Below are 16800 nucleotides of genomic sequence, written 5' to 3' on the forward strand. Positions count from 1 at the left end.
TGACACCGACCAGGGTCGTCGGAGCCTTTGCGGCCACTCCGGGTTAAGGTCTGAGCGACACAAACAGGAGGCACTCGCTTGTTGTACGGCGCGATGAAGGTCGCTATCGGGGGACCGCTGAAGGTCACCTTCAGGCCCTGGGTGGAAGGCCTCGAGAACATTCCCGCCGAGGGCCCCGCGATCCTGGCGAGCAACCACCTGTCCTTCTCGGACTCGTTCTTCCTGCCCGCGGTCCTCGACCGCAAGGTGACCTTCATCGCGAAGGCCGAGTACTTCACCACGCCCGGTGTGAAGGGCCGGCTGACGGCGGCCTTCTTCAAGGGCGTCGGACAGCTCCCGGTGGACCGCTCCGGCGGTCGCGGGGCCGGCGAGGCGGCGATCCGCAGCGGCGTGGAGGTGCTCGAGCGGGGCGAGCTGTTCGGCATCTACCCGGAGGGCACGCGGTCGCCCGACGGCCGGCTCTACCGCGGCAAGCCGGGCGGCCTCGCGCGCGTGGCGCTCGCCACCGGGGCGCCCGTGATCCCGGTCGCGATGATCGACACCGAGAAGATCCAGCCGCCCGGGAAGGTGCTGCCGAAGGTCATGCGGCCCGGCATACGCATCGGCAAGCCGCTGGACTTCTCCCGGTACCAGGGCATGGATCACGACCGCTTCGTGCTGCGCGCCGTGACCGACGAGGTCATGTACGAGATCATGAAGCTCTCCGGCCAGGAGTACGTCGACATCTACGCGACCGCCGCCAAGCGGCAGATCACGGAGGCGGCGAAGGCCGAGAAGGAGGCGGAGAGGGCCGCGAAGGCGGCGCTCGCGCAGGCCGAGAAGGACCAGGCCAAGAAGGACAAAGAGCAGTAGTCCGGCGGTCGGTGGGCGGCAGTCGGTAGTCGGGGCCCGGGGGCGGGGGACGGATGGCCAGGCGCGAGAGAGTCATCAGGATGTCGGTCGAGCTGCCGCTGTGGCGTGCGCTCGCCGGCTATCGGGTGCTCACCATGCTGTACGCGGTGGGTTTCTTCGCCACCGCCTACGACGGGTTCGCCCGGCCCTGGGTCGCCGTCGGCTACTACTGCGTCCTGTTCGTCTGGACGGTGGCCACCCTGCCCAAGGTCGCGAGCGCGGCGAGCTGCACCAAGCGCTTCCTCGCCGCCGACCTCACCATCGCGCTCACCGGCATCCTGCTCACCACCGTGGCCGACACCCACGAGCGCATCCAGTCGGGCGGCCCGACGCTGCCGTCGATATGGACCGCCGGCTCCGTCCTGGCGTTCGCCATCAAGGGCGGCTGGCGCTGGGCGGCGTTCGCGTCCACGGCTGTCGCGGTCGCCAACCTGGTCGAGCGCGGTACCCCGGCCCGCGACACCATCCACAACGTGATCCTCGTCTGGGTCGCCTCCATCGCCATCGGCTACGTCGTCGAGGTCGCCCGCGCCTCCGAACGCACCCTGGCCCGCGCGCTGGAGATCGAGGCCGCGACCCGGGAGCGGGAGCGGCTCGCCCGGGACATCCACGACGGCGTGCTCCAGGTACTGGCCATGGTGCAGCGGCGCGGCGCGGTGCTCGGCGGTGAGGCGGCCGAACTGGGCCGGATGGCCGGGGAGCAGGAGGTCGCGCTGCGCACCCTGGTCGCCGGCGGCCTGGTGCCCGTCTCGCGGGTGTCGCAGGACGCGGCCGAGGGCGCCGTCGTGCAGGTGGTGGAGGAGCCGGCGGAGCAGACCGGTCCGGTCGACCTGCGCTCGCTGCTCGCCCCCTTCGCCGCCGCCCGCGTCAACCTCGCCGAGCCGGGCGCCCCGGTGCTGCTGCCCGCGCCCGCCGCGAAGGAGCTGGCCGCGGCGGTCGGGGCCGCCCTGGACAACGTACGCAGACATGCCGGGGAGGACGCCCGGGCCTGGATCCTGGTGGAGGACGAGCCCGACGAGGTGATCATCACCGTGCGGGACGACGGGCCGGGCATCCCCGAGGGGCGGCTCGCGCAGGCCGAGGGCGAGGGGCGGCTCGGGGTCGCCCAGTCGATCCGGGGCCGGCTGCGTGACCTCGGCGGCAGCGCCGAGCTGATCTCCACCCCGGGGCAGGGCACGGAGGTCGAACTGACGGTGCCGAAGGAGAAGAACGTGCGGCGGGGGAAGGCGGAACAGCGATGAGCAGTCAGCAGGATCCGATCAGGGTCATGGTGGTCGACGACCACCCCATGTGGCGCGACGCCGTCGCCCGGGACCTCGCCGAGGCCGGCCTCGACGTGGTCGCCACCGCGGGCGACGGAGAGCAGGCCGTGCGCCGGGCCAAGGCCACCACGCCCGATGTGCTGGTGCTGGACCTGAACCTGCCGGCCAAGCCCGGCGTCCAGGTCTGCAAGGAGGTCGTCGCCGCGAACCCGGCCCTGCGGGTCCTTGTGCTGTCGGCGAGCGGTGAGCACGCCGACGTGCTGGAGGCGGTGAAGTCCGGTGCGACCGGCTATCTGCTGAAGTCGGCTTCCACGGAGGAGCTGTTGGACGCGGTGCGCCGCACGGCCGTCGGCGACCCGGTGTTCACCCCGGGCCTGGCCGGGCTGGTCCTCGGCGAGTACCGCCGGCTGGCCTCGGACCCCGGCCCCGCCGCGGGTGGCGGCGACGAACCGAACGCGCCCCGGCTGACCGACCGGGAGACCGAGGTGCTGCGGCTGGTGGCCAAGGGCCTGAGCTACAAGCAGATCGCCGAACGCCTCGTCATCTCGCACCGCACGGTCCAGAACCACGTCCAGAACACCCTCGGCAAGCTCCAGCTCCACAACCGGGTGGAACTGGTCCGGTACGCGATAGAGCGCGGCCTCGACGACGAGTGACGAAGGCCGCTCGCGGCGGCGGCCAATTCCCCGGCGATTCACCGGAATTGAATCTGCCGAGCCATATCTGTGTGACCTGGATCACCATTACCGTGACCTTCGTCGGCCAACCGCGGCGAAGGGACACTTCCATGCGCGTCGGAGTACTGACCGGGGGCGGGGACTGCCCCGGCCTCAACGCCGTCATCCGGGCGGTCGTCCGCAAGGGCGTCCAGGAGTACGGCCATGAGTTCGTCGGATTCCGCGACGGCTGGCGGGGCCCCCTGGAAGGGAGGTCGATCCGCCTCGACATCCCCGCCGTGCGCGGCATCCTGCCCCGCGGCGGCACGATCCTCGGCTCCTCGCGGACCAACCCCCTCAAGGAGGAGGACGGCATCCGCCGGATCAAGGACACCCTCGCCCGGCAGCGGGTCGGGGCCCTCATCACCATCGGCGGCGAGGACACCCTCGGGGTGGCGGCCCGGCTCTCCGACGAGTACGGGGTGCCCTGCGTGGGCGTCCCGAAGACCATAGACAACGACCTGTCCGCCACCGACTACACCTTCGGCTTCGACACCGCCGTGGGCATCGCGACCGAGGCCATCGACCGGCTGCACACCACCGCCGAGTCCCATATGCGAGTCCTGGTCGTCGAGGTGATGGGCCGTCACGCCGGCTGGATCGCCCTGCACTCGGGCCTGGCCGGCGGCGCCAACGTCATCCTCATCCCCGAGCAGCGCTTCGACATCGAGCAGGTCTGCGCCTGGGTGACCTCCCGCTTCCGGGCGTCGTACGCCCCGATCGTGGTCGTCGCCGAGGGCGCGATGCCCAGGCACGGCGACGTGGTGCTGAAGGACGGGTCGCTGGACTCCTTCGGGCATGTCCGGCTGTCCGGCGTCGGCGAGTGGCTCGCCAAGGAGATCGAACGGCGGACGGGGAAGGAGGCCCGCACCACGGTCCTCGGCCACGTCCAGCGCGGCGGCACGCCGAGCGCCTTCGACCGCTGGCTCGCCACCCGCTTCGGCCTGCACGCCATCGACGCCGTCCACGAGGGCGACTTCGGCACGATGGTCGCCCTGCGCGGCACGGACATCGTCCGCGTACCGATCGCCGAGGCCACCGCGAAACTGAAGACGGTGGACCCGGAGCTGTACACGGAGGTCGGCGTGTTCTTCGGCTGAGGCGCTACCGGGCCGGCCGCTACCGGGCCGGCCGCTACCGGGCCGGCCGCTACCGGGCCGGCCGCGGTTCGGCGCACACTCGGGCCATCAACTCCCGCACCACGGCAGCCCCGTTCAGCGTCAGCACCGACTCCGGATGGAACTGGACCCCGGCGACCGCGTTCATGGGAGCGCCTTCGGCGCGCGCCGGCCCGCGCAGCGCGTGCACCTCGCCGTTCGCGGCCCGGCTCACCTCCACCCCGTGCGCGGCCAGCTCCCGCAGGCTGTCGTCGTCGCACAGCGCCACGAAGCTGTTGTAGAACCCGACGGTCTCCGCCCGCCCGAACAGGTCCACGGTCGTCTGCGCCCCCTGGTACGGCACCTGCTTGCGTACGATGTCCAGCCCCAGCTCCGCCGCGATCAGCTCGTGCCCGAGGCAGACCCCGAGGACACCGTGGCGGTGCTCCCGGATCACCCGCGCGGTCAGCCCCCGCAGCAACCGCATCTTCGGGTCGGTCAGGTCGGACGGGTCGCCGGGGCCGGGGCCCAGCACGACCGGCCCCTCGTGCGCGAGCACCGACTCCGTCAGCCCGGGTTCGTCGTAGCGCCGGACGCTCACCTCGAGACCGCTCGAGCGCAGCACATGCGCGAGCATCGCGGTGAAGGTGTCCTCGCCGTCGACGACGAGCGCGTGCCCGGTCAGCTCCTGCGTCCGCTCCTGCATCCGCAGCCAGAACGGCGCCAGCGACGCCCGGCGCCCGTCCAGCGCCGCCCGCACCCGGGGGTCGTCGGCCAGCCGGGGCCGCGCGCCGCCCGTCCGCGGCCTGCCCGGCCGGACACCGAGCGCGGCCAGCACGCCCGCCGCCTTCGCGTGCGTCTCCGCCACCTCGCCCGCCGGATCCGACCCACGGACGAGCGTGGCGCCAACCGGCACCCGCAGCCGCCCGGCCGCGTCGATGTCGGCGGTGCGGATGAGAATGGGGGAGTCGAGGGTCTGCGCCCCGCCCGGGTCCCGGCCCAGCAGCGCCAGCGCGCCGGCGTAGTAACCCCGCCCGACACCGTCCGGCCCGAGGGGCTCGTACCGCTCGATGACCCGGCAGGCGTTCTGCACGGGCGAGCCGGTGACGGTCGCCGCGAACATGGTCTCCTTCAGCACCTCCCGCACATCCAGCGAGGACCTGCCGCGCAGTTCGTACTCCGTGTGCGCGAGATGCGCCATCTCCTTCAGCCGGGGTCCGATCACCACCCCGCCCATGTCACCGACGGTGCACATCATCTTGAGCTCCTCGTCGACGACCATCGACAGCTCCTCGATCTCCTTGCCGTCGGCGAGGAAGTCCAGCAGCCGCTCGGGCGTCGGGCCCTCCGCCGGATACCGGTACGTCCCGCTGATCGGGTTCATCACGACCGTGCCGCCCGACATCCGCACATGCACCTCGGGGCTCGCTCCCACCAGCGTCCGGTCCCCGGTGTGCACGACGAACGTCCAGTAGGCGCCCCGCTCGCCTTCGAGGAGCCGCCGGAAGAGGGCCAGCGCGTCGGCCCGGCCGAACCCCGGGATGCGCCCCCGGTAGGTCCGCCGGATCACGAAGTTGGCACCCTCGCCCCGGCCGATCTCGTCCCGCAGCACCCGCCCGACGATCTCCGCGTACTCCTCGTCGGCCACGTCGAAGCCGCCGTCCTCGACCCGCACGTCCCGGGCCGGCAGCCGGTCGAGGGCGTCCGCCAGAGGCAGGACGTGACGTTCCTCGGGAACCAGCACCGCCAGCGGGGTGCCGTCGTCGCGGACGTCGAAGCCGCGCTCGCGGATCTGCCGGAAGGGGACGAGCGCCAGGCACTCCTCGGGCAGGTCGGCGAGCCGTTCGTACGTGGCGACCGGGCCGAGCAGTACCTCCACCGTGTCCGCGTCATGGCCGGGCGTGCGGCGGCGGAGCAGGGCGAACGGGCGGTCGTCGTGGAGTAGCTGTGCCAGGTCCATGGGTTCGGTTCCTCTTCCGTCGATCTCGATCTCGATCTCGATCTCGATCGATGTCGGTATCGGTGAGGAACGGCCCCGGACACGCCGAAGGCCGCCCCTCGGGCGGCCTTCGCGAAGTCTTGCGTACGCGCAGTTCAGTGGGCCGCCGGATGAGCGGTCCACCACCAGTTCTGGGTCGAAAGCGCGAACATGCGACGCACCCTACCCCACGCGCACCTGAGCACAGGGGCGTCTCACCTGTCGAGCCGGGCGAAAACGACTCGACACGACCCCGTAATGTTGAGGGCGTGACCGTGAACGCTAAGACCAGCGCCAGCGCTGGCAACACCTGGCGAGACCTGCCCGCGGCGCAGCAGCCCGAGTACCCCGACACCGAGGCTCTGCGCGCAGTGATCGCGGAACTCGAGTCGTATCCGCCGCTCGTCTTCGCGGGCGAGTGCGACCAGCTGCGCGCCCGGATGGCGGCCGTCGCCAAGGGAGAGGCGTTCCTTCTCCAGGGCGGCGACTGCGCCGAGGCGTTCGACGGGGTGTCCGCCGATCAGATCCGCAACAAGCTCAAGACGCTGCTCCAGATGGGCGCCGTGCTCACGTACGCGGCCTCGGTGCCGGTCGTCAAGGTCGGCCGGATCGCCGGCCAGTACTCCAAGCCGCGCTCCAAGGGCACCGAGACCCGCGACGGCGTGACCCTGCCGACGTACCGCGGCGACTCGGTCAACGGCTTCGCCTTCGACGAGGCGTCCCGTGTCCCGGACCCCGAGCGCCTGAAGCGGATGTACAACGCCTCCGCCTCCACGCTCAACCTGGTGCGCGCCTTCACCACCGGCGGCTACGCCGACCTGCGCCAGGTGCATGCCTGGAACCAGGACTTCGTGAAGCAGTCCCCGTCCGGTCAGCGCTACGAGCAGCTCGCCCGCGAGATCGACAACGCGCTGAACTTCATGCACGCCTGCGGGGCCGACCCGGAGGAGTTCAAGACCGTCGAGTTCTTCTCCTCGCACGAGGCGCTGCTGCTCGACTACGAGTCCGCCCTGACCAGGGTCGACTCCCGCACCGGGCGGCTGTACGACGTCTCGGCGCACATGGTGTGGATCGGTGAGCGCACGCGGCAGCTGGACCACGCGCACATCGAGTTCGCCTCGAAGATCCGCAACCCGATCGGCATCAAGCTCGGCCCGACGACCACGGCCGAGGAGGCGCTGCAGTACATCGAGCGCCTCGACCCCGACCGCGAGCCGGGCCGGCTGACCTTCATCGTCCGCATGGGCGCCGACAAGGTCCGCGACAAGCTGCCCGAGCTGGTCGAGAAGGTCAGCGCCTCGGGCGCGACCGTCGCCTGGATCACCGACCCGATGCACGGCAACACCTACGAGGCGGCCTCGGGTCACAAGACCCGCCGGTTCGACGACGTGCTCGACGAGGTCAAGGGCTTCTTCGAGGTCCACAAGGCGCTCGGCACCCACCCGGGCGGCATCCACGTGGAGCTGACCGGCGACGATGTCACCGAGTGCGTGGGCGGCGGCGACGAGATCTTCGTCGACGACCTGCACCAGCGCTACGAGACGGCCTGTGACCCCCGCCTGAACCGCAGCCAGTCCCTGGACCTGGCCTTCCTCGTGGCGGAGATGTACCGGGACCAGTGACCTTCCGGTCATGGAGGTGGGGCGCGGATCACATACGATCCGCGCCCCACTCCACTTTTGCGTCCGTCGACCGCCGGGTAAGGTTAGGTTAGCCTTATTGATCTCGGCGGGAGGTGAATCCGCGTGTTCGTATGCAGCTGCTTCGGTGTGACCGAGGCGCAGGTCCAGCAGCACGCGGACAACGGAGCCTGCACCCCCCGCCAGATCGCCTCCGCCTGCAAGGCGGGCACGGACTGCGGGTCGTGCGTCCGTCGTATCCAGGCGATCCTCGGCCGGGGCACCATTCCGCGCCGCGACCTCGCCGACCGGGGCAGGCCGGTCCTCACCGGACTCGAGGAGTACGAAGACCTCGAGGAAGCCGCCTAGCCAGGGGCCTCAGCTCTCCGGCTGCTCGATCAGCTGCGCGAGGTACAGCGCCTCACCGAGCTTCTCCACCAGGTCGAGCTGTGTGTCGAGGTAGTCGATGTGGTGCTCCTCGTCCTCGAGGATCGACTCGAAGATGTTCGCGGACGTGATGTCACCCTTTTCGCGCATCACCTTGATTCCGCGCTTCAGCCGGTCGATCGCCTCGACCTCGACCTGACGGTCGGCCTCGAACATCTCCTTGACCGTCTGCCCGACCCGCACATGGAAGAGCCGCTGGTAGTTCGGCAGCCCGTCCAGGAACAGGATCCGGTCGGTGAGCACCTCGGCGTGCTTCATCTCGTCGAACGACTCGTGCCGGGTGTACTTGGCGAGCTTCGTCCAGCCGAAGTTCTCCTGCATCTTGGCGTGGAGGAAGTACTGGTTGATCGCGGTGAGCTCGCCGGTGAGCTGCTCGTTGAGGAACTCGATGACCTCGGGGTCGCCCTGCATCGCAGAGGCTCCTTCCACGTGGGGAATCGGGGTGGGGGAATCGGTGAGGCTGCCGCCGAATGATTGCACCGGTGCCGAAGATCGTCCAGTAAGTGCGTACTTAGTAAGTTAGTGCATGCTTAGTGGCAGTTGCCCGATTCGGGATATGCCCGGTCATGGCTGGTCATGTGCACCGTCCGGGGTCTGTCAGGATGGAGTCATGGGTCAGCCGGTGGAGCGCGAATCTGGAGAAGAAGCAGTGTCCGAGCTTCCGCCGGGACAGCGACTGCAGCGGGGATGGCCCGTCACGCACTACGGCCCGGTGCCCAAGTTCCGGCCCGAGCGCTGGGAGTTCAGGGTCTTCGGCGCCACCGCCGACGGTGAGAAGCGCTGCTGGAACCACGAGGAGTTCACGGCCCTTCCGTACGCGTCCGTCGTGGCCGATCTGCACTGCGTGACGAAGTTCAGCATGCTCGGCGCCGAGTGGGGCGGGATCCCGGCCCGCACCATCCTTCAGAGCGCTCCGCCCGCCCCGAACGTCACCCATGTGATGGTGTGGGCCGAGTACGGCTTCAGCTCGAACCTGCGCCTGGCCGACTTCGCCGCCGAGCGCACGATCTTCGCCACCCACAAGGACGGCGAGCTGCTCACCGCCGAGCACGGCTTCCCGCTGCGGCTGGTCGTCCCGCACCTCTACGCCTGGAAGGGCCCCAAGTGGGTCCGCGGCGTCGAGTACATGACCGCCGACCGCCGTGGCTTCTGGGAGGAGCGCGGCTACCACAACCTCGGCGACCCGTGGAAGGAACAGCGCTACTCGTACCAGGAGGGGCCGGGCGACGGCCCGGAGCTCTGACTTCCCCCCGGAGTCTCCCCCCGGAACTCTGTTCTCTCCGGAACTCGATCTCCCCGGTAGGCGTCAGCCGTCCCGGAGCTTCTTCAGCCGCTCCACGTCCGCCGCGTGCCCTTCCTTGCCGCCGGGCGTCTCGATGATCAGCGGTACGCCCGCGGTGGCCGGGTGGGTCATCAGTGACCGGAACGGGTCCTCGCCGATGTGACCCGCGCCGATGTTCTCGTGCCGGTCCTTGTGGGCGCCGACCACGTCCTTGGAGTCATTGGCGTGGATCAGCTTCAGCCGGCCCTCGCCGACCGTGTCCACCAGTAGATCGAGGGTCTGGTGCATACCGGCCGGGCCGGTCAGATCGTGCCCGGCCGCGAAGATGTGGCAGGTGTCGAGGCAGACGCCCAGCTTGGGATGGGCGTCCAGCGCCTCGAAGTACGGCCCGAAGTCCCAGGTCCGGGAGCAGAGCGAGGCGCCCTGGCCGGCGGTGGACTCGAGCAGCAGGAACGGGTCGTCGTCGTGGGTCAGCTCGTCCAGCAGCGGCAGCAGGTACTCCCGCACCTGCTTCAGCGCCACCGACCGGTCCCGCCCGCCCGTCGCGCTCCCCGTGTGCACGACCACGCCCAGGGCGCCGATCTCCCGCCCGCGGCGCAGCGAGTGCCGCATCGACTCCACCGACCTCTCGGCCGTCGCCTCGGTGTGCGAGCCGAAGTTGATCAGGTACGGCGCGTGTACGTAGGCCGGGACCGACTGCGCCGCGCACGCCTCCCGGAAGGCCTCGTCCTGTCGCGGGTTGCCGACCGGAGTGGCCCAGCCGCGCGGGTTGGCGACGAAGACCTGGACCGTCTCGGCGTCGAGGTCGTGCGCGTACGACATGCCCACGTCGTGCAGACCGCCGGCCACGGGGACGTGACCGCCGATGGGGTTGCGGGAGGGGAGAGGGGCTGGAGAACTCACCCGTTCAGGGTGTCATGCCCCGCGCACCGCCCCGGCACCGCCCGGTCACCGGATGGTGATCGTGATCGTCGATCCCTTGGGCGCCGTGTCGCCGCCGTCCACGGACTGGCTCTTCACGGTGTCGCCGAAGAGCCCGAGCAGCCCCCGGTCCTCCTCGACCTCGAACCCGGACTGCTCCAGGAGTGACTTGGCGTCGTCGACGCTCGCGCCGACCACGTCCGGGACCTCGACCATCTCCGGTCCCTTGGACAGCGTCAGTGTCACCGTGTCGCCCTCGGCGGCCTCGGTGCCCTCCTCCGGGGTCTGTGTGGCGACCCGGCCCTTGTCGAACTCGGAGTTGACCTGCTCGGTGGCGACCTTCACCTTCAGACCGGCCTCCTCCAGCTCGGCCCTGGCGTCGTCCACGGCATCGCCGGTGACGTCCGGGATGGCGACCGGGGCGCCCTTGCTGACCACGATCGACACCGCCGTGCCCGCGCGGCGCTTCGTGCCCGCCTCCGGGTCGGTGCTGATCACGAAGCCCTTGATGACGTCCTCGCTGAACTCCTGGGTGACCAGACCCGGCTCCAGGCCGTCCGTCTTCAGCAGCTCCTCGGCCTTGTCCTGCCGGGAGCCCGTCACATCCGGCACCTTCACGATCTCCGGGCCGTCGGAGACGGTGAGCGTCACGGAGTCGTGCTTGCGGATCCGGGCGCCCGGATCGGGGTCGGTGTCCATGACGGTGCCGCGCTTCACGGTGTCGCTGTGCTGGTGCCGCACCTTGCCGACCTCGAGGCCGGCGGCCTCCAGCCGGGTCCTGGCCTCCGCCTCCTTCTGCGTCAGCACCGCGGGGACCTTGGTGAACTGGCCGGAGTTGATGTACCAGACACCGGCGCCCACGCCGAACACCAGCAGGACGGCGGCGACGAGCGCGAGCACCCCGCGCCGGGGCCGTGCGGTCCGGCGCCGGGGCGGCAGGGGCGGCCCGCTCTGGAAGCGAGAGGTGCGGTTGAGCGGGTCCTCGCCGTCGGCGGGGTCGTCGTCGTTGACGGGCAGCGGACGGGGCACGGTGAGCGAGCGCGGGATCACGCTCGTCCTGTCCTCGGCGTTGTCGTGCCCTGCGGAGACGGCCTGCGGCGGCACCGCGTCCAGCTGGTCCACGCTGAGCGGAGCACGCGCCTCCCGTACCAGCCCGAGCAGCGCGACGGCGTCGTACGGCCGGACGTCGGGGGTGCGGGCGGTGGCCGACGCCACGAGCTCGTCCAGCTCGAAGGCCATCCCGGGGACGAGGGCCGACGGCGGCGGGACGTCCTCGTGGAGGTGCTTGTAGAGCACGATCGCGGGGGAGTCGCCGTCGTGAGGTTTCTCACCGGTGAGCATCTCGTAGAGCACCACCCCGCACGCGTACACGTCGACGCGGGGGTCGGCGGCGCCGGGCTGCTCGATCTGCTCGGGGGCGAGATAGGCGACGGTGCCGAGCACGGCTCCCGTGGTGCTGGTCACGGTGTCGACGGACCGCACCAGCCCGAAGTCCGCGACCTTGACCCGCCCGTCGTCCCCTATGAGGACGTTCTCGGGCTTCATGTCCCGGTGCACGAACCCGGCCCGGTGCGCGGCGCCGAGCGCGGCCAGCACGGGCTCCAGGATGTCGAGCGCGGCCCGCGGCTGGAGCGCCCCGCGCTCGCGCAGCACGTCGCGCAGCGTGCATCCGGCGATGTACTCCATGGCGAGATAGACGTACGACCCATCGGCACCCTGATCGAACACCTGAACGACATTCGGGTGGGCGAGCCGGGCGACCGACTTCGCCTCCCGGATGAACCGCTCGACGAACGCCCCGTCGGCGGCGAGCGCCGGGTGCATCACCTTGAGCGCGAGCACGCGGTCCAGGCGGGTGTCCACGGCCCGGTAGACCGTGGCCATCCCGCCGACCGCGATCCGCGCCTCTACGCGATACCGGCCGTCGAGCAGCTGCCCGACCAGAGGGTCCTGAAGGGTCGTGTCCACGCAGGTGAGTGTACGAGCCGCCGCTGACACCTCCGCCGGTTCCACCGCGATCGCAGCGCGACTGGAGCCGACCTGTGACGCAACCCACGGGTCCCGCGACTCCCGTATCCGGAGACCGGACGGTAGCGCGGCGGAGGTCAGAACGCGGGGCGCTCGGGGTCCAGCACGGCCCGGCCCTCCACGGGCGAGGACGCCTCCGCGAAGTAGCGGGGCGGGATCCGTCCGGCGAGCCGGGCCAGCCTTCCCGCCTCGACGCCGGCCCGCATGGCCGACGCCATCCGCTCGGGGTCGCGCGCCCGCGTCACCGCCGACGCCAGCATCACCCCGGCGCACCCCAGCTCCATCGCCAGCGCCACGTCCGAGGCGGTGCCCGCCCCCGCGTCCAGGATCACCGGCACACGCGCGTGCTCGACGATCAGCCGGAAGTTGTGCGGGTTGCGAATGCCCAGCCCGGAGCCGATCGGCGAGCCCAGCGGCATCACCGCCGCGCATCCCACGTCCTCCAGCTTCCTGGCCAGCACCGGATCGTCGTTCGTGTACGGCAGCACCGTGAACCCGTCGTCCACCAGCGTCTCCGCCGCCTCCAGCAGCTCGATCGGGTCCGGCAGCAGCGTGCGCTCGTCGGCGACGACCTCCAGCTTGATCAGATCGGTGCCCAGCGCCTCCCGCGCGAGCCGGGCCGTCAGCACGGCCTCCCCGGCGGTGAAACAGCCCGCCGTGTTCGGCAGCACCCGGATACCGAGCCGCTCCAGCACCGACAGCACGGAACCGTGCACCGAGGGGTCCACCCGGCGCATCGCGACCGTCGTCAGCTCGGTCCCGGACGCCACCAGCGCCCGCTCCAGCACCTCCAGGCTGGGCGCACCCCCCGTGCCCATGATCAGACGGGACGAGAAGGACCTGCCTGCGAGGACGAAGGGATCGTCGGCCATGGCTCAGCCCCCCTGGACCGCGGTGAGGACTTCCACCCGGTCACCGTCGCGCAGCGCCGTGGACGGCCACTGCGCGCGCGGGACGACGGTCTCGTTGAGCGCGGCGGCCACTCCGGAGGGCGCCGGCGTCAGGGACCGTACGACGCTGTCGAGGGCCGTACCGGCGGCGAACTCGCGCCGCTCTCCGTTCACCGAGACCTGCACGGGGGCGTTCTCCCGGGCGTTCCCCCGGGCGTTCTCCTGGGCGTTCATGCGGGCTGCTCCGAGAGTGCGGCGGCGCCGAAGCGCCGGGGCGTGAAGGGACGGGCCTCGTCCGGGAGCTCCCCGGTGGCCAGGGCGTGCGCCATCGCGTCACCCGTCACCGGCGTCAGCAGCACGCCGTTGCGGTAGTGGCCGGTGGCCAGCAGCAACCCCGCCAGCGCCGTCGGCCCGAGCAGCGGCGCGTTGTCCGGGGACCCGGGCCGCAGCCCCGCGCGCGTCTCCGTGAGCGGCAGCTCGGTGATCCCGGGGACCAGCTCATGGGCGTCGCGCAGCAACTCGTACACGCCCCCCGCCGTCACCGTGGTGTCCCAGCCCAGCTCCTCGCTGGTGGCGCCCACGACCAGCTCGCCGTTCTCCCGGGGGACCAGATAGACCTGGCTGCCGCGCACCACGGCCCGCACGGTCCGGCTCAGGAACGGCGCGTACCGCGGCGGCACGGTCAGCCGCAGCACCTGGCCCTTCACCGGCCGTACGGGGGGCAGCACGTCCTGCGGCACCCCCGCGAGCCGACCGCTCAGGCTGCCGCCGGCGAGCACCACCTGCCCCGCCTCCAGGGCCGTACCGTCCGGCGTGACGACCCCCGTGGCACGCTCGCCCACGACGGACAGCCGCTCGGCCCGTACGCGGTGGAAGGCCACCCCGGCCCGCTCGCACGCGGCCACCAGCGCCGCGGTCAGCCGCCGCGGGTCGATCTGGTGGTCGCCGTCGACCCGCAGCCCGCCCCGCGCCCCGGGCGCCAGCAGCGGCTCCAGGCGCCGGCACTCCCGCCCGGACAGCCACTCCGACTCCAGCCCCGACTGCTGCTGAAGTGCGTGCAGTTCGCGCAGATGGGCGCGGTCGTCGGAGTCCAGCGCGACCGCGAGCGTGCCGCAGCGCCGGTAGCCGAGGTCGTGCCCGGTCAGCTCCGTCAGCTCGGCCGCGAACTCCGGATAGCGGCGGGCGGAGGCCAGGTTGAGGCCGAGCAGGGTCTGCTCGCCGTGGTGCAGTTCCGTGACGGCGGCCAGCATCCCGGCCGCCACCTGGGCGGCCCCGCCGCCCGGTGCCGGGTCGACCACCGCCGTGGCGAAGCCGCGCTGCGCGGCCCGCCAGGCCGTGACCAGCCCGATGATCCCGCCCCCGATGACGAGGACGTCTGACGTACGTGGAGACGACATGGGCGTCCAGCCCCTCCCTTCGCCGGCATGACCCGGATCAGGTTCGACGGTCGGAGGCCGCCAGCCTCCCTCTCAGCCCGGTGCGTCCGGACTCCCGCGTGTGCTCTAGGTTGGCCACCCTAGCCCGTGGTCCGGCGCCTCTGTAAGGGAGCCTTTCGTCATGCCCCGCTCGTTGGACGGCCTCGTCCTCGCGCCCGTCGCCGACCAGGCCCCGGGCCAGGTCGGCACCCGAACCCGCTTCACGTACCACGAGCGCGGCGGCGAGATCTGGGCGGAGTACGCGGGCGGTGACGTCGTACGCGGGCATCTGGTGGGTACCCGGGAAGGGGACCGGCTCGACTTCCGGTACGTACAGCTCAAGCACGACGGGACGACGTCCTCGGGGCACTGCGTCTCGACGGTCGTGGAGCTTGGCGACGGACGGGTGCGGCTCGAGGAGAGCTGGGCGTGGGAGTCGCAGGAGGGCAGCGGCACCAGCGTTGTGGAGCAGGTCACGGCGCACGACGGCTGACTGACGATTCGTCAGCCGCCTAAGGTGATCAGGTGAGCGAGCAGAGGCAGGAAGAAGGCGGTCCGTCCGGGCGGCGCGTGGTGGTCGTCGGCGCGGGCATGGCCGGGGTGCAGACCGCCGTGGCCCTACGTGAACAGGGCTTCGACGGCAGGGTGACGCTGATCGGCGCGGAGCCCCACCAGCCCTACGACCGGCCCCCGCTGTCCAAGGCCGTCCTGCTCGGCAACGCCGAGGGCTCCGCCTTCGACGTCGACTTCGAGGGCCTCGGCATCGAGCTGGTGCTAGGCCGCGAGGTCGGCGGCCTTCGCCCCGCCGACCACGAGCTGGACACCGAGGCCGGGCCCGTCCCCTACGACGTCCTCGTCCTCGCCACCGGCGCCGAACCGATCCGGCTGCCCGGCGCCGAGGGCGTGCCCGGCGTGCACCTGCTGCGCACCCTGGACGACGCCGAACGGCTGCGGCCCGTACTCGCCCGGCAGCACGACATCGTGGTCGTCGGCGCCGGCTGGATCGGCGCCGAGTTCGCCACGGCCGCGCGGGAGGCCGGCTGCGCGGTCACCGTCGTCGAGGCCGCCGGCCGGCCGCTGGCCGGGGCCCTGCCCGCCGAGGTCGCCGCCCCGATGGCCGCCTGGTACGCCGACAGCGGCATCGAGCTGCGCACCCACGCGCGCGTGGAGCGCGTCGAGCCAGGTGCGGTCGTCCTGGAAGACGGCTCCCGGCTGCCCGCAGGCGCCGTCGTGGTGGGCATCGGCGCCCGCCCCGCCACCGCATGGCTGGCCGGCTCCGGCGTCGCGCTCGGCGCCCACCGTGAGGTCGTGGCCGACGTCCATCTGCGGACCTCCGTGCCCGATGTGTACGCGGTCGGCGACTGCGCCTCCTTCCCTTCGGGGCGGTACGGCGAGCGGCTCCTCGTGCATCACTGGGACAACGCCCTCCAGGGACCGCGCACGGTCGCGACGAACATCGTCGGCGCCGCCACCGACGAACCCCTGGCCGTCTACGACCCCGTCCCGTACTTCTGGTCCGAGCAGTTCGGCCGCTTCGTCCAGTACGCCGGACACCACGCCGACGCCGACCGCGTGCTGTGGCGCGGCGACCCGTCGGGACCCGCCTGGTCGGTGTGCTGGCTGCGCGGGGACCGGCTGGTCGCCCTGCTGGCCGTGGGCCGGGCACGCGACCTCGCCCAGGGCAAGCGGCTGATCCAGGCGGGCACACCCATGAACCCCCGGCTCCTCACGGACCCGGCGAGGCCTTTGAAGGCGGCGACGGCGGCGGCCTGAGCACCTGGTCGGACCGGCCCGGTTTCCGACTGTCAGCGGCAGATGGCAGGCTTGTTCCCGTGACCGAGATTGACGCAAAGACCGATGCTCTCGTCCCCGCCTGGCTCACCGTGCCCGACATCGCGGAGATGCTCGATGTCGACGTGATCCGCGTCCGGCAGCTGATCAAGGACGGACAGCTCATCGCCGTACGCCGAGGCGAGAACCGCGCGCTGCACATCCCCGCCGCCTTCATCGACGAGGACAAGGTGGTGAAGGGCCTGGTCGGGACCCTGACCCTGCTGCGGGACGACGGCTTCAAGGACGAAGAGATGCTCGAGTGGCTCTTCACCCCCGACCCGAGCCTGCCCGGCACCCCCGCGCAGGCCCTGAGTGAGAATCGCGGCACGGAGGTGAAGCGCCGCGCCCAGGCGCTCGCCGTCTGACCCGCGTATTCGGACCGACACACGCGGCGTACGGGGGCGCCCGCTCCCGTACGCCA

18 protein-coding genes and 1 riboswitch are annotated in these 16800 nt (G+C 71.6%); of the genes, 10 read left to right on the forward strand and 8 right to left on the reverse strand.

Going from position 1 to position 16800, the window contains the following annotated elements; genetic code table 11:
* Positions 1-93: 93 nt before the first annotated feature.
* From OG933_RS31485 to OG933_RS31500, 4 genes are all read left to right on the forward strand, one after another.
* Entirely contained in the window at positions 94-852 is a 759-nt protein-coding gene (locus tag OG933_RS31485; protein WP_362528187.1) for a lysophospholipid acyltransferase family protein, read from the forward strand.
* A 53-nt stretch (positions 853-905) separates the two neighbouring features.
* Complete coding sequence (gene macS / locus OG933_RS31490; RefSeq protein ID WP_362527992.1) at positions 906-2132, forward strand: MacS family sensor histidine kinase; 1227 nt, start codon at positions 906-908, stop codon at positions 2130-2132.
* A complete protein-coding gene (locus OG933_RS31495; RefSeq protein ID WP_020129969.1) occupies positions 2129-2809 on the forward strand; it encodes a response regulator transcription factor in 681 nt (226 codons plus the stop codon). The genes macS and OG933_RS31495 overlap by 4 nt, the downstream gene beginning before the upstream one ends.
* 131 nt (positions 2810-2940) lie before the next feature.
* Positions 2941-3969, forward strand: a complete 1029-nt coding sequence (locus OG933_RS31500; RefSeq protein ID WP_405630185.1) for a 6-phosphofructokinase — start codon at positions 2941-2943, stop codon at positions 3967-3969.
* Between the two features lie 49 nt (positions 3970-4018).
* On the opposite strand, the gene OG933_RS31505 is transcribed toward OG933_RS31500, so the two are convergent.
* Together OG933_RS31505 and OG933_RS31510 are read right to left on the reverse strand one after the other, a co-directional pair.
* Positions 4019-5926, reverse strand: a complete 1908-nt coding sequence (locus OG933_RS31505; RefSeq protein WP_405630187.1) for an anthranilate synthase family protein — start codon at positions 5924-5926, stop codon at positions 4019-4021.
* Between the two features lie 134 nt (positions 5927-6060).
* A complete protein-coding gene (locus OG933_RS31510) occupies positions 6061-6117 on the reverse strand; it encodes a trp operon leader peptide (protein WP_078912442.1) in 57 nt (18 codons plus the stop codon).
* Between the two features lie 96 nt (positions 6118-6213).
* On the opposite strand from OG933_RS31510, the gene OG933_RS31515 reads away from it, so the two are divergent.
* Together OG933_RS31515 and OG933_RS31520 are read left to right on the forward strand one after the other, a co-directional pair.
* Positions 6214-7566: a class II 3-deoxy-7-phosphoheptulonate synthase gene (locus tag OG933_RS31515; protein WP_020129966.1), complete on the forward strand. Its 1353-nt coding sequence runs from the start codon at positions 6214-6216 to the stop codon at positions 7564-7566.
* 123 nt (positions 7567-7689) lie between these two features.
* A complete protein-coding gene (locus tag OG933_RS31520; RefSeq protein WP_362527984.1) occupies positions 7690-7932 on the forward strand; it encodes a (2Fe-2S)-binding protein in 243 nt (80 codons plus the stop codon).
* A 9-nt stretch (positions 7933-7941) separates the two neighbouring features.
* On the opposite strand, the gene bfr is transcribed toward OG933_RS31520, so the two are convergent.
* Positions 7942-8421, reverse strand: a complete 480-nt coding sequence (gene bfr, locus OG933_RS31525) for a bacterioferritin (protein ID WP_020129964.1) — start codon at positions 8419-8421, stop codon at positions 7942-7944.
* A gap of 199 nt (positions 8422-8620) precedes the next feature.
* On the opposite strand from bfr, the gene OG933_RS31530 reads away from it, so the two are divergent.
* Complete coding sequence (locus OG933_RS31530) at positions 8621-9253, forward strand: sulfite oxidase-like oxidoreductase (protein ID WP_362527981.1); 633 nt, start codon at positions 8621-8623, stop codon at positions 9251-9253.
* Positions 9254-9316: 63 nt separating this feature from the next.
* Here OG933_RS31530 and OG933_RS31535 read toward each other — a convergent pair whose 3' ends face one another.
* The 5 genes from OG933_RS31535 to thiO form a co-directional block, all read right to left on the reverse strand.
* The gene (locus OG933_RS31535) at positions 9317-10195 is read right to left on the reverse strand and encodes a deoxyribonuclease IV (protein ID WP_405630191.1); all 879 of its coding nucleotides are present in this window, start codon (positions 10193-10195) and stop codon (positions 9317-9319) included.
* A 45-nt stretch (positions 10196-10240) separates the two neighbouring features.
* Positions 10241-12181, reverse strand: a complete 1941-nt coding sequence (gene pknB / locus OG933_RS31540) for a Stk1 family PASTA domain-containing Ser/Thr kinase (RefSeq protein ID WP_362527977.1) — start codon at positions 12179-12181, stop codon at positions 10241-10243.
* 137 nt (positions 12182-12318) lie between these two features.
* Positions 12319-13113 carry a thiazole synthase gene (locus tag OG933_RS31545; protein ID WP_020129960.1) on the reverse strand — a complete coding sequence of 265 codons (795 nt, stop codon included), beginning with the start codon at positions 13111-13113 and terminating at the stop codon, positions 12319-12321.
* A gap of 3 nt (positions 13114-13116) precedes the next feature.
* Positions 13117-13317: a sulfur carrier protein ThiS gene (gene thiS / locus OG933_RS31550; RefSeq protein WP_028806863.1), complete on the reverse strand. Its 201-nt coding sequence runs from the start codon at positions 13315-13317 to the stop codon at positions 13117-13119.
* A gap of 44 nt (positions 13318-13361) precedes the next feature.
* On the reverse strand, positions 13362-14528 hold the full coding sequence (gene thiO, locus OG933_RS31555; protein ID WP_405630196.1) for a glycine oxidase ThiO: 1167 nt from the start codon (positions 14526-14528) through the stop codon (positions 13362-13364).
* A riboswitch (TPP riboswitch) is annotated at positions 14526-14636 on the reverse strand. Its footprint overlaps the gene before it by 3 nt.
* 52 nt (positions 14637-14688) lie before the next feature.
* On the opposite strand from thiO, the gene OG933_RS31560 reads away from it, so the two are divergent.
* From OG933_RS31560 to OG933_RS31570, 3 genes are read left to right on the forward strand one after another with little or no spacing between them, the layout of a single operon-like run.
* Entirely contained in the window at positions 14689-15039 is a 351-nt protein-coding gene (locus OG933_RS31560) for a hypothetical protein (RefSeq protein WP_020129957.1), read from the forward strand.
* A gap of 32 nt (positions 15040-15071) precedes the next feature.
* A complete protein-coding gene (locus OG933_RS31565; protein ID WP_405630199.1) occupies positions 15072-16319 on the forward strand; it encodes an NAD(P)/FAD-dependent oxidoreductase in 1248 nt (415 codons plus the stop codon).
* Between the two features lie 59 nt (positions 16320-16378).
* Positions 16379-16744 carry an Rv2175c family DNA-binding protein gene (locus OG933_RS31570; RefSeq protein WP_054242848.1) on the forward strand — a complete coding sequence of 122 codons (366 nt, stop codon included), beginning with the start codon at positions 16379-16381 and terminating at the stop codon, positions 16742-16744.
* Positions 16745-16800 lie beyond the last annotated feature (56 nt).

The sequence above is a fragment of the Streptomyces sp. NBC_00016 genome, assembly GCF_045040885.1.
Classification (GTDB): Bacteria; Actinomycetota; Actinomycetes; order Streptomycetales; family Streptomycetaceae; genus Streptomyces; species Streptomyces coriariae.